This window comes from Marinobacterium arenosum, from assembly GCF_019795155.1.
Classification (GTDB): Bacteria; Pseudomonadota; Gammaproteobacteria; order Pseudomonadales; family Balneatricaceae; genus Marinobacterium_C; species Marinobacterium_C arenosum.
Genome location: NZ_JAILYN010000016.1, coordinates 78,467 through 91,488, shown reverse-complemented (window position 1 = coordinate 91,488; position 13,022 = coordinate 78,467). Strand labels below are relative to the sequence as shown.

General features: G+C 59.8%; 9 protein-coding genes. All 9 read left to right on the top strand.

All coding sequences use genetic code 11. From position 1 onward, the window contains the following. The first annotated feature begins 813 nt into the window (after nt 1–813). The 9 genes from K6T12_RS09460 (at nt 814) to tnpB (ending at nt 12,913) form a co-directional block, all read left to right on the top strand. Entirely contained in the window at nt 814–3,150 is a 2,337-nt protein-coding gene (locus tag K6T12_RS09460) for a FecR family protein (RefSeq protein WP_222221795.1), read from the top strand. 2 nt (nt 3,151–3,152) lie between these two features. Continuing rightward, nucleotides 3,153–5,051, top strand: coding sequence for a CHASE2 domain-containing protein (locus tag K6T12_RS09455; protein ID WP_222221793.1), 1,899 nt, complete (start codon nt 3,153–3,155; stop codon nt 5,049–5,051). Nucleotides 5,052–5,099: 48 nt separating this feature from the next. Next, nucleotides 5,100–6,395 carry a tetratricopeptide repeat protein gene (locus K6T12_RS09450; RefSeq protein ID WP_222221791.1) on the top strand — a complete coding sequence of 432 codons (1,296 nt, stop codon included), beginning with the start codon at nt 5,100–5,102 and terminating at the stop codon, nt 6,393–6,395. Between the two features lie 354 nt (nt 6,396–6,749). Then, nucleotides 6,750–7,010 (top strand): DUF4160 domain-containing protein, encoded by a 261-nt coding sequence (locus K6T12_RS09445; protein WP_222221789.1) that lies wholly within the window; start codon nt 6,750–6,752, stop codon nt 7,008–7,010. A 5-nt stretch (nt 7,011–7,015) separates the two neighbouring features. Further along, nucleotides 7,016–7,252 carry a DUF2442 domain-containing protein gene (locus K6T12_RS09440; protein ID WP_222221787.1) on the top strand — a complete coding sequence of 79 codons (237 nt, stop codon included), beginning with the start codon at nt 7,016–7,018 and terminating at the stop codon, nt 7,250–7,252. A 396-nt stretch (nt 7,253–7,648) separates the two neighbouring features. Beyond that, the gene (locus K6T12_RS09435; protein WP_222221785.1) at nt 7,649–7,939 is read left to right on the top strand and encodes a nucleotidyltransferase family protein; all 291 of its coding nucleotides are present in this window, start codon (nt 7,649–7,651) and stop codon (nt 7,937–7,939) included. Nucleotides 7,940–9,279: 1,340 nt separating this feature from the next. Next, nucleotides 9,280–11,976, top strand: coding sequence for a beta strand repeat-containing protein (locus tag K6T12_RS09430; protein WP_222221783.1), 2,697 nt, complete (start codon nt 9,280–9,282; stop codon nt 11,974–11,976). A 239-nt stretch (nt 11,977–12,215) separates the two neighbouring features. Then, nucleotides 12,216–12,581 (top strand): IS66-like element accessory protein TnpA, encoded by a 366-nt coding sequence (gene tnpA, locus K6T12_RS09425; RefSeq protein WP_222221781.1) that lies wholly within the window; start codon nt 12,216–12,218, stop codon nt 12,579–12,581. Further along, on the top strand, nt 12,578–12,913 hold the full coding sequence (gene tnpB, locus K6T12_RS09420; protein WP_222221779.1) for an IS66 family insertion sequence element accessory protein TnpB: 336 nt from the start codon (nt 12,578–12,580) through the stop codon (nt 12,911–12,913). Before tnpA ends, tnpB begins: the two co-directional genes overlap by 4 nt. Nucleotides 12,914–13,022 lie beyond the last annotated feature (109 nt).

The following is a 13,022-nucleotide window of genomic DNA, read 5'->3' as shown; positions in this document are numbered from 1 at the left end:
GGGCCTCATCTACAGGGCAGTCTTTTCGACTTCGCAGCCCGCCTGGCTCACCGGCTCCTTGCGATGGGCGGTAGCTAATCACCCATCAACGAGAGATACAAGCAGCCCGCTCCGAGGGCGACCGGCCCTCTGGTACGAATCCCGAGACTTGTCGCGGTCGGAGCCCAAGGGGCATGCCAAGCCCGCTGCTACGGAATCCATGCGTAGCAGCCCGCTCCGAGGGCGACCGGCCCTCTGGTACGAATCCCGAGACTTGTCGCGGTCGGAGCCCGCTGCTACGGGGCCTGTGGTAGCAGCCCGCTCCGAGGGCGACCGGTTCCCCGGTACAAATCCTGAGACTTATCGCGGTCGGAGCCCGCTGCTACAGGGCCTGTGGTAGCAGCCCGCTCCGAGGGCGACCGGCCCCCCGGTACAAATCCCGAGACTTGTCGCAGTCAGTACCCAAGGGGCATGCCAAGCCCGCTGCTACGGAATCCATGCGTAGCAGCCCGCTCCGAGGGCGACCGGCCCCCTGGTACGTATCCCGAGACTTGTCGCGGTCAGAGCCCGCTGCTACGGGGCCGGAACCCAGTAGCCCACCGGCCAACAATCGCCCTGTGCCCGCCCCCGAACTTCACCTATAATCGCTTGCTGTGATCGCATTCAGTCCGGCCACCCGATAACAGCAGGCCTGTTCATTTTTTAGACGCAGTGTGATCCCCGTCACATTCTTGTTGCCCCGTTTGAGGGAGTCTAGTACTCCTGCCCATGGATAGATTGACAGAGTAATAGGTGCCAGACATGAACTGGAACGCTTTCTTGTGTTGGTTGTTGATGTCTTTGACCAGCTACAGCTACGCGATTGCAGGCTCCGAGCAGCCCGCACAGACCGTTGCTGCCCAAGTGGCGGGTACCGTGCTTTTCGCCACCGGCGCACGCGAGCGGTTCGATGCCAACCAGGTTCAGCATCCGGTCAAACGTGGTCAGAACGTTTTCGTCGGCGACCGGATCATCACCCGTGAAAACGGCCATATCCAGCTGAAGATGGCCGATGGCGGCTACCTGAGCCTGCGCCCCTCCAGCACCCTGACCATTGAAGCCTACAGCGTCGACCCGAGCCAACCCACGTCCGAGAAGGTCAAGCTGAACCTGAGCCAGGGCACCTTGCGCAGTGTCACCGGCGGTGTGGGCGAACGCAGCAAGGGCAATTTCCGGCTGAATACTCCTGTTGCCGCCATCGGTATCCGCGGCACCGATTTCAGCGTGTTTACCTCCGCCGATATCTCCCGGGTGATGGTGAGCCGCGGCGGCATCGCCATGTCGCCGTTCGGCGATCAGTGCAGCGCCGATGCGCTGGGTGCCTGCCAGGGCAGCCAGGTTCGCGAGCTGTTCGCCGGTCAGGCCGCCGCCTATCTCGAATTAACCAAGGGCACGGAGTCTCCGCGCCTGCTGGAGGGCCAGCTTGAACAACTGCTGCCGCAGATCGACGAGCTGTTCGAAAGCTCCGGTTCAACAACGCCGAAAACCGATACCAGCGACGACACCGCCATCGTAAAGCCGCTCTCCCTGCCGCCTGAGATCGAAGCCCTGCTGCAGGCGTCGCTCGACCAGGACCAGGATCGCGACGGCATCCCCGACTACCAGGACAGCGAGCCGAATGACCCTGCCCAGTTGGTCGACACCGATAAGGACGGCATCGCCAACTGGCGGGATCTGGACGACGACGGCGACGGCATCGCCGATGTGCTCGAACAGCACTGGCTGATGGACCCGTTGCAGGCCGACTCCGACCAGGACGGCATCAACGACGTCACCGAACTGATGATGGAGACCAACCCGCTCAGCGCCGATACCGATGGAGACGGTGTGCTGGACGGCAGCGACCGCCGCCCGCTACAGCAGGACCACTTCACTATCGGCGGCGTTACCTGGAGCTTTGACGACCTTGCCCAGGCTCAAGTCAGCACCGCGTCGGAAACCCGCGCGATCGGCTCTTCGCTGTGGCAGATGGATATCGTCGCCAGCCAGTCCGGCCAGGCAGACAGCGGCAAACTGACCGCCGGGCTGGATGCGGTGACCGGCATCTGGTGGGGCGATGCCCAGACCCTGAAGGTGGTCCAGCAGCTGATGGCCCAGCCCAACTGGGATGACGTGCAGAAAAGCTGGGCGCTGAACCTGATTCTCGGCCAGACCGACGGCAACACCCTGAAGTCGCTGATTCCGCTCTGGCAGCAGCAGCCCGGATATATCCTGGGCAACGACCAGCTCAGCATCATGCTGGATATCGCACCCGAAGCCCTGCAGCAACAGACCTATACCTACCGACCGCAGTGGCAGATCGATTCCGCCCAAACCGCCAACTTCAGCAGCTACCTGGAATCGTTCAGCATGGAGAGCCTCACCGTTGACGCCGAGAACGGCCTGTTCGAAGCCCGGGTCAGCACCGCCACCGGTGGCAACCGGCTGATTCGCGGCCGAGTCGACAACGGTATGCTGTTTGGCGGCGACAGCGACTTCCAGTTGGAGGGCGGTATCGTCGATGAAGACCAGTTGGTACTGGTGCTCGGCAGCGGCGACCACAGTACCCTGGTCAGGCTGTCACTGGACGGCACCAGCCAGCTGAAACTGGCGCAAACCTGGCAGCAGATCCAGCCGAACCAACAGGCCAACACCGGCCGGGTGGAGTGGGGCCGCTGGAGCAACTTTGCCGAACTGGACGCCCAGGATGCACAACTCGCGCTGCGCGAAGGCTATGAACTGGTCGGCAGCAACAGCCACTTCGCACTGTTCCGGCCGCAATCCGGCGATCTCAATCTACCGGACCAGGGCCGCTTCGCCTTCAACCTGAATGACTATGAAGCGGTCTACCAGAACGGCAGCCATATCGAGTCCGCCTCGGTCAATAACGCCGCGCTGGAGGTCGACTTCAACCAGAACCGCTTCGCCATGCAGATGGGCGTAGACGCCCCGTCGCTGAGCACCACCGAGTCGCTGCGCTCCTACGGCTCGTTGAGCGACCAGGGGCTGCTACAGAGCGAAAGCGGCCTGTCCAACACCCGGGCGAGCGGCTTTATCGGTGAAAACGCCCTCGATGCCGGTCTGCTGTTCGAGAAAGAGCTGACCGACAACAGCCGGATTAGCGGCGTCAGCTACTGGAAGCGAGCCGACTAGCGTTGCCCTACCTGAAACAGCACCTGGTGGCGCTTAGCGCCACCCTGCTGCTTTGCCTGTCGATCTTCTGGCCCGCCAGCGAGAGCCTCAGCTGGTTCTGGTACGACCTGAAAACCGCCCGCTTCACCGAACAACCGGCAACCGCCGACTCGCGAGTAATCATCGTCGACATCGACGAACAGAGCCTGGCGCAGGAGGGCCGCTGGCCCTGGCCCCGGCAACGGGTCGCCGAACTGTTACGGACTCTCACCGAGAAGTACCAGGTCAGCCTGATCGGCGTGGATATCCTGTTCCCCGACCGTACCGACCAGGACGAGTCGCTGTTCTCGCTGCTGCCGGCGCAACCGATCAGCATCGCCCAGGCCTTCCAGTTTGGCAGCAGCGATGAAGCCGGCGACGGCCAAGCCCTGCAGCGCGGCCGGTTGGCCAGCCCGGTTACTCTGGATCACGATCTCGAAACTATTAAAAAAAACATCCCCACTGCCAGCGGCTACCTGGCCAGCAGCGGCGCCAATCCCGAACTCGACTGGCAGGCTGGCCATGTCTCCCCCCGGGTGGACGCCGACGGCCGCATCAGGCGCGTCGCGCCACTGGTGCGCTGGCAAGGTCAATACTACGAGATGCTGGCACTCAACCTGTACCGCCGGCTGCTGCAGCTGCCGGCCAGCTACCGGCTGAGCGATACCGAGATAAACCAGGCCAGCAACCTGCTCAGCAACGGCCCTTTGCAGTTGCCGCTCGATGACGACGGCATGCTGCTGATCCCCTACCCCGCCGAAAGCCGGCCGGTACAGTACATTCCGGCCAGCGAGATTCTGCAGCGCGCCGTCGACCCGGCCCAACTGGACGGCGCTATCGTGCTGATCGGCTCCACCGCCACCGGCCTGTACGACCAGGTCGCCACCCCGGTGAGCAGCCTCTACCCGGCGGTAGAGATCCATGCCAACCTGCTGCTCGCCCTGCTCGACCAGCGCTGGACCTACCAGCCCCGCTGGGAACCTGGCGCCCAGCTGCTGCTCTGCGTTGTCCTGCTACTGCTGGCCGCCACGCTGTTCAACTACGGCCACGGCCTGCTGGCGCTGATCAGCCTGAGCATTGTCACCGCCGGCTGGTTCGCGTTCAGCCTGAACCTCTGGCAGGAGCAGCAGCAGATCCGGGCCTGGCCATCGCTCGCCGCCAGCCTGCTGTTACTTGCCATCTACCTGCCGCCGCATCTGTGGCAGAACTACCGCCAGAAGAACCGGCTGCAGAAGCTGTTCAGCGCCTACGTACCCGATGCGGTGGTCGACAAACTGATGAAGCAACCCGACCTCACGGTCGGCCTGGTGGCGGAAAAACGCACCATGAGCGTGCTGTTCGCCGATCTGCGCGGCTTCACCGCGCTGGCCGAGCAGATGCCGCCGGAAGAGCTGGCCCAGCTGATGAACCAGCTGATGGGCGCGATGACCGAGGCGGTGCATCGCAACGGCGGTACCGTGGACAAGTATATGGGCGATGCGCTGATGGCTTTCTGGGGCGCGCCGCTGGCGGATCCGCGCCATGCCGAGCGGGCCACCCAGGCGGCGCTCGATATCCACCGGACCGTACTCGAACTGGCCAGGGCGTTCCAGGCCCGCGGCTGGCCGGAGCTTGACGTCGGCATCGGGGTAAACAGCGGCGAGATGGTCGTCGGCGATATGGGCTCGACGTTCCGCCGCAGCTACACGGTGATCGGCGACGCGGTCAACCTCGCCGCCCGCCTGCAACAGATGACACGCAAGCTGAAAGTCCATATCCTGTTGGGCCAGCAGACGGTAGATCTATTGCCCGCAAGTGGATTGCAGCAACGAATGAAACCGCTCGGCGCGGTGCCCATTCCCGGGCGCAAGCAGCCGATTCAGGTATACAGCCTACCCCTGTGAGAATTTAGTTACCGCCAGACGCCTGATACAGGGATGCAGTAGTTCAATATGTCGCCACCGCCGAAAGCCATCAGCCTGCTGAGTGGTTGTGTTCTCTTTCTATTCAGCGCATTCGCAACCAGCGCCCAGGCCGACGATTGTGCCAGCGCGCTGACTGGCGGCTACCAACACCTGCTGGACCATGAAGCCCAATGCAGCCATCTGGCCGATTTCAACTATCAGCTGGGCCTGCGGGCACTACAGCAAAGCGACCATAACACCGCCATCAATGCCTTTCAGCGGGTCACCCTGCAGAACCCGAACCATGCCGGCGCCTGGCTGGACCTGGCCACGCTCTATTTCCGCATCCAGGATCGGCAATCGTTGGCGGCCACCCTGCAACAGATCGAACAGCGCTTCGCGGTACCACCGGCGATCGAACTGATCCTGGAGCGCTATCGCAACTGGCTGGCCCAATCGCAACGCTCGCCCAGGCGGCTGCAGGCGGCGGTTGAGATCGAACTGGGCCACTCGACCAATATCAACCACGGCACCAGCCATGACAGCATCAACCTCGGCGGCCTCGACGTGGAGATCTCCGACGCCAGCCGGCCGCTGGAGGACAGCTTCACCGCCGCCACCCTGCAGCTCTCCTGGGACCAACCGCTGTACAGCTGGCAGACCCAGATCTGGACCGCCCTGCGCGAACAGCAATACGACCGCTTCGACGATTACAACAGCCGCTGGGGCCTGATCGGCGTCAACGGCCAGCGCGGCCTCGGCAGCGACCGCCGCCTCAGCCTGTCGCTCTACCGCCTGTGGCTGGACTCCGGCGATGTCAGCAACCAGACCAACACCTGGTTCCAGGCCCGACTGTTGCAGCGCTGGCAGGACAACCTCGCCACCACCGGCTGGCTGACCCTGCAGAGTGTCGACGCCACCAACCAGAGCGACAGCGACCAGCAAAAACTCGGCCTGCAGCTCAGCCTGAACCAGCTGGGCTGGCAGTGGCAGCTGGCCGGCGAATACGGCCGGGACACGGCCAGAGAGTTCCGTAGCGGCGGCGACCGCGATATCGGCCGGCTCTGGCTGGATGCCCGCCGACCACTGGCCGACGGCACCCTCAACCTCTACGTGGAATGGCAGGCGGAATACGACCAGAAGCCGTTCAACCAACTGCTGTTCGGCGACGTTAAACGCGACCGCGAACAGATGCGCGCCGAAGCCCGCTACCAGTTCCCAATCGCCAAACAGCACCAGATGACCGTCTGGGCCGGCTACCAGCAAGAGAGCTCGGATATCGACCTGTTCGACAGCAAAGGCTGGCAGGGCGGCCTGCGCTGGCAGTGGCTCTGGCAGCCCTGATTTTTTTGAATTCCCCAGTCGTAGCAGCCCGCTCCGAGGGCGACCGGAGCCTGGCACCAATCCCGATATCTGTCGCGGTCAGAACCCGCTGCTAAAAACACCCCTACCGTAGCAGCCCGCTCCGAGGGCGAGACCCACGAACGGTGCCAACCCTGTCGCGGTCAGAGCCCGCTGCTACAAAGCCCCGCCTGTCCACAATACCCGGCAGGAGGCGCACCCCACGGCGAAATTACAATCTGGCAACGCAACAATGCGCTACGGCGATACTGCCGCTATGATGGGATAGACCTGCACACCGGACCTGTTGCCGCAATCGTCGGAAGAATACCGACATAATTACGTAAGATGCAGCCAATGCCGACTATCAGTGAGTTTTTTGGCATCCTGATACGGATGTATTATGACGATCACAACCCGCCTCACTTTCACGCCTATTATGGCGAACACGAGGCGCTTATCTCGATTGAGACATTAGAAATCCTGGATGGCTCCTTGCCTAATCGCGCCAAAGCACTTGTTGTTGAATGGGCTATCGAGCACAGACAAGAGCTCCGGGATGACTGGAAACTGGCGGAAAAACACCACCCGCTTAACAAGATCAAACCACTGGAGTGACAAAGGTGCGTAGAGTAACCAGTGTAAAAACTAAGCAGGACTACACCCTGGCGCTGACCTTTGACGATGGAACAGAAGGAGAGGTCTCCATTGCTGACCGCCTGTTCGGCCCAATGTTCGAACCGTTGAAAGACCCCCGACTCTTCGCTCAGGCAAGCGTGGACGAATTCGGTGCCGTTTGTTGGCCGAATGATGCCGACCTTGCCCCGGACGCCCTGTACACTAAGGTAAAGTCGCATTGAGGAGCGATACCCGCAGACCATACCAACCCCGTCGCGGTCAGAGCCCACTGCTACAAACCTCCCGCCTGTCCACAACACCCGGTGGGAGGCGCGCCCCGCGGCGACATTAACCAGGTAGGGTGGGCACGCTTTTTGTGCCCACGCGAATACCCCCCAGCCGTAGCAGCCCGCTCCGAGGACGACCGGAGCCTGGCACCAATCCCGATATCTGTCGCGGTCAGTACCCAAGGGGCATGCCAAGCCCGCTGCTACAAAGCCCCGACTTCCCCCTCACGGTGATAAAGCGCGCCCGCGACGACACGACAAAAAATCAACGCGCCAACGAACACGGATATCCTGGTTTTCTTCTTTTTGACCTACCGATACTATGAAATGGATTCTGTTGAGGAGAGCGCCATGAAACCCTCCGTAGCCCTTGCCACCCACCGGGATGCCATCCGTCGCGTTGTGGCGTCCCACCATGCACAGAACGCCCGCGTTTTCGGCTCCGTCATCCATGGCGAAGACACCGAAGACAGCGATCTGGATCTCCTTGTCGATCCGACGCCGGAAACAACTCTTTTCGACATCGGCGCAATCCGGCATGAGTTACTACAGCTCCTGGGCGTACCGGTGGACGTACTGACACCAAAAGCACTGCCGGAGAAGTTCCGGGCAAACGTCCTTGCCGAAGCGAAGCCGGTATGAGTCGCGACAAACAACGCTTGGCCGACTACCTGACGCACATCCTGACCGCCATAACGCGAACTAAAGCCAAGCAAGGGCATCACCCGCGAACCATGCCACCCCGTCGCGGTCAGAGCCCGCTGCTACGAACGCCCCTGCCGTAGCAGCCCACTCCGAGGGCGACCACCCACGGCCCGTACCAACCCTATCGCGGCCAGAACCCACCGCCGCAGCTCCCCCTGCCGTAGCAGCCCGCTCCGAGGGCGACAACCGCGAACCATGCCAACCCTATCGCGGTCAGTACCCAAGGGGCATGCCAAGCCCGCTGCTACAATCCCCCTGCCGTAGCAGCCCGCTCCGAGGGCGACCACCCACGGCCCGTACCAACCCTATCGCGGTCAGTACCCAAGGGGCATGCCAAGCCCGCTGCTACAATCCCCCTGCCGTAGCAGCCCGCTCTGCAGGCGACACCCACGAACGGTGCCAATCCCCTCGCGGTCAGTGCCCGCCGCTACAAAGCCCCGCCTGTCCACAACACCCGGTAGGAGGCGCGCCCCGCGGCGATCAATGAATCCTGCGCCCCAACAGCGGTAACAACTGACATACAACGTCAGCCCATGCTCCTGTCGTTTCAACCTCATCTCTGACGAAGAAAACGCAACACTCCGCCCTTTAACCAACACCCAACCGTCGAAGCTCTGCGAATCAGATCACCAACACACAACTGAACCTGTTTAATGGAGCACTCATTCCACTGCAACTTATTTAGCGGTCACTGATATTCCAATCCCCCTCATTTGGTTTAGATCAAGGCCGCTTTCCCGATTCCATCCACGCTAAAAAATAACCTATAAAATAGGTCGGAATAACAGCGTCAAAATGACAACCCCGAAACAAAAGCTGGCTGTTTTTTAACCACACCCTAAGTACCCGGCCAGCGCCGCCCCGCCCGACCGCCACGACAAAGCCCCTACAATCAACCGGTTAAAAAATCATGAACCCACCCAACCAAGCCATGCCACACCCGGCAAAGCCCGTCACAAATCAACCCGGCAGCAAAAAAGAAAAACAATAAACAACGGATGTGACCGCCATCACATAACCGTGCCAGGCCCCGTGCTTCAATGCAGCCTAACACCTATGTATTGCGGTGGCTTTTAACCCGGCGTGCGTTGACACCCCGGTACACTGTCTATACATTGGAGCCGCTTGTAGCGGGCGCTCCGTCTTCTCTTGATAGAGCGCCCTTTACATGCAGAGGCACGTATATAGGCCTTGTGCCTCTGTTTGAACACAAAGCGTTGTCGCTTTGTCATATATGACCAAGTGAATTGGAATCACTTCTTAAGGAGTTTTGAAAGATGGCAGCATCTGACTTTATCGATCAGGTTCAGGAAGTTTACATTGCTTACTACGGCCGTCCGGCTGATCCGGTAGGCCTGACTTTCTGGACCGAAAAACTGGACGAAGCCAACGGCGATCTGGCAGCAATCATCGACGCCTTCGGCACTTCCGCCGAAGCCAACACTCTGTTCGGCGGCCAGACCAACGAACAGACTGTTAACACTCTGTTCAACCAGCTGTTCGGCCGCGACGCCGACGTTGAAGGTCTGCTGTTCTACTCCAACGCCCTGGCTAACGGCACTCTGACTGCTCAGTCCATCGCGCTGGATATCCTGAACGGTGCCCAGAACGACGACGCTACCATCGTTGCTAACAAGCTGGCGGTTGCTAAGTCTTTCACTGACGCCCTGGATACTTCTGCAGAGATCATCGCTTACTCTGGCGACGACGCAGCTCAGACCGCTCGTGATCTGATGGCAACTGTAGATGCCTCTACAGACACTGCAACTTTCGACGTTGCTACTACCATCGCGGCGATTGAAGCGGGCAATGGTGGTGTTGAAGGTACTACTTTCACGCTGACTACTGGTGTTGATAACCTGACTGGTACAGCTAACAACGATACCTTTATTGCTCAGGAATCCGCCACTATCGCTGCTGGCGATACTCTGCAGGTTGGTGACACCATCGACGGCGCTGGCGGCACAGATACTATGAGCATCGTTAGCGACACTACCGGCACTGTATCCGGCGCAACTCTGAAGAACATCGAAAACGTTGTTGTTCGTACGACTGCTGCCGAAGGTACTGGTGCTAGCACTTTCAACGCAGCAAATGCTGCCCAGATGACCAACCTGACTCTGGATCGCATTACCGACGACTTCACTGTCAGCAACGCTTCTACTGGCACTACTGTCAAAGTAGTAAACAATGCCGGCGCTACTGTCGACGTGACTGTTAACTACGATAGCGTAACTGGTACTTCCGACGCTGCAACTGTAGAAGTTGACAAGTTCGATGCTACTTCCGACCTGACTATCGGCGATGGTATTGAAACTCTGGCCATTAAAGCATCCGGCTCCGACAGCACTATCGCAGAACTGGATCACGGCGCTAACGCGACTGCCCTGAACTTGGATGCTACTGGTGCCAAGCTGACCATCACCGAAAGTGATGTAGGTGCAGACAACACCGTCAAGACCATCACCGTAACCGGTGACAGCGCCGTTACTATCACTAACGATCTGAGCACTGCTGTAACTACTATCGATGCGTCTGCAAGCACTGCTGGCGTCAGCGCTTCCCTGAACGGCTTGGCCGCTAAGGCGACTGTCACCGGTGGTTCTGGTGCTGATACGCTGACCGCAATCAACACTAACGCAAACACCATTAACTTGGGTGCTGGTGATGATACCGTTGACCTGAATGCTGTTGTGGCATCCTCTACCGGCACTATCGCCGGTGGCGATGGCACTGACACCCTGGTATTTGGTGACGCATCCGCAACCCTGATCACCACTAACAACAAAGCAGGCTTCACTGGCTTCGAAACGATGAAGGCCGAAGTATCTACCGATACTCTGGACTTCGAAGCCCTGAGCACCTTTGTAAACCTGGAGCTGGGCGCATCTACAGCAGTAACTGTAAACAACATCTCTACTGCCGCAGCTGGTGCGATCCTGGTTTCCGGTGATCAGGCTACTTCCACCATCCTGAACATCAAAGATGCGACGCTGGTTGGTCAGGATAACAGCATGACGCTGACGCTGGACCACACCACTAAAGAAACCGATATCGATATCGCTGACCTGCAATCTGATGGTCTGGAAACTCTGAATATCGTTTCTACTGGTGCCGCTACTTCAGGTGGCTCTGTACAGAACAGCGTCGAGCTGGGCACTGAAACCAACGATCTGACCAAGATCAATATCTCTGGCGACAGTGACTTCGCCCTGACTGTTCAGGGTGGTGCAAACCTGGCTGGTCAGCAGACCGTAGACGCTTCTGCTGCAACTGGTAAGCAGGCTATCGACCTGTCCGGCGATACCGACGGCGTGTCTATCACTGGTGGTAGCAACGACGACACTATTACTTCAGGCTCTGGCGATGACATCCTGAACGGTGGCGCAGGTAACGATACTATCGCGGTTACCACAGGTCGCGATACTATCGATCTGGGTACTGGCAACGATACCGTTAGCATCACACTGGCAACTGCTGACGCTGTAAACGCTAACTACAAGATCATCAAGAACTTCGACGTAGCAACTGACAGCCTGGACCTGAACGGTACTGCATTCAGCACTCTGGGTGCGGGCGGTAATGATGACATCACTGCCGGTGGTGCTGCTGCAAACGAGTTTACAGCCCTGACAACTGCCGGTAACGTTACCGTTGCTGACCCGGTAGCCGTAGTTGAGCTGTCGTTCGAGTTCTCCAGCGGTGTAGACCTGGACGACCTGTCTGCCAACTCCTTGAACGGTACTAACCTGCTGTCCGCATTGGGCGCAACCAGTGGTACCACTGCAGGCACCATCACTACTGCTGGTAACGATGAAGACCTGCTGATCATCGCGTACCAGGACGGCGATGCGATCCTGTACCACGGTAACGGTGCCGGTACTGACACTAATCTGGTTGCTTCGGAGATCAACCTGATCGGTATCATCGAAGGCGTTGAAGTTGGCGCCTTGACTGTAGCTGACTTCATCTAAATAGATGTTGCATGTCTAGACTAGTAAAAAACGCCTAGACACTACAGACTAACTAAAACCGCTACTTTTCGGGGTAGCGGTTTTTTGTTTTCCGCCCCGTAAACACCCCAACTTAAAACAGATATTACTGTAGCGTACAAAAACTCATCTGCAGAGTAACCGTCCGGTAAACACACCTTCTTTCATGCATCTCAGCCGCTAACAATAGGTGCCCATCTATTTTTAAGTGGGCACCTACGATGATGACTGACACTGTTCGTAAGCGCCGCCGGCACGCGCCCGAGTTCAAGGCTGCCGTTGTGGCTGCCTGCCTGGCGCCCGGCGCTTCCGTGGCGCGCATCGCCCGCGAGCATGACCTCAATGCCAATCTCGTCCAGACCTGGATCCGCAAGGCCCGGCAACAGCCTTCGGGCACGCGTTATCCCGCCTTTGTTCCGCTCAAGTTGCCCGCCAGCTCAGGTGCGAAGGTAGCGACTGCACCACAAGGGCCTATGTCGGACCGGATCCGTATCGAGATTCCACGCCCGACCGGTGCCCTGGTGGTCGAATGGCCGGCCTCCCACGCCGAGGGCTGCTTGGCGCTGCTGCTGAATCTGCTGCGATGATCCGCATCGACGAGATCTGGCTGGCCACCGAGCCGCTGGATATGCGCGCCGGACCGGACACCGCCCTGGCCCGGGTGGTGAAGGTGTTCGGCAGTGCCCGGCCGCACTGCGCTTATCTGTTCGCCAACCGACGGGGTAATCGCATGAAGGTGCTGATCCATGACGGTCTCGGCGTCTGGCTCTGTGCCCGCCGCTTGAATCAGGGCAAGTTCCGCTGGGCCGAGGCCTGGCGGGGTGATCGGCTGGTGCTGACGCCTGAACAGCTGGCCGCGCTGGTGCAGGGGCTGCCCTGGCAGCGGATCGGCCCTGACGGCGTGATTAGCGTGCTGTAAGAGCGGAGCACAACCGTTGGCCTGACGCTATTGGCCGTTTCGCGCATCGCCAGACCGCTGTCGCTCTGGCACACTCCCTGCCATGACCACGCCCCCCGACCTGTCCCAG

Coding starts and splice junctions, on each gene's coding strand:
- K6T12_RS09460 (WP_222221795.1), top strand. CDS start 814: ATGTCTTTGACCAGCTACAGCTACGCGATTGCAGGCTCCGAGCAGCCC.
- K6T12_RS09450 (WP_222221791.1), top strand. CDS start 5,100: ATGTCGCCACCGCCGAAAGCCATCAGCCTGCTGAGTGGTTGTGTTCTC.
- K6T12_RS09445 (WP_222221789.1), top strand. CDS start 6,750: ATGCCGACTATCAGTGAGTTTTTTGGCATCCTGATACGGATGTATTAT.
- K6T12_RS09435 (WP_222221785.1), top strand. CDS start 7,649: ATGAAACCCTCCGTAGCCCTTGCCACCCACCGGGATGCCATCCGTCGC.
- K6T12_RS09430 (WP_222221783.1), top strand. CDS start 9,280: ATGGCAGCATCTGACTTTATCGATCAGGTTCAGGAAGTTTACATTGCT.
- tnpA (WP_222221781.1), top strand. CDS start 12,216: ATGATGACTGACACTGTTCGTAAGCGCCGCCGGCACGCGCCCGAGTTC.
- tnpB (WP_222221779.1), top strand. CDS start 12,578: ATGATCCGCATCGACGAGATCTGGCTGGCCACCGAGCCGCTGGATATG.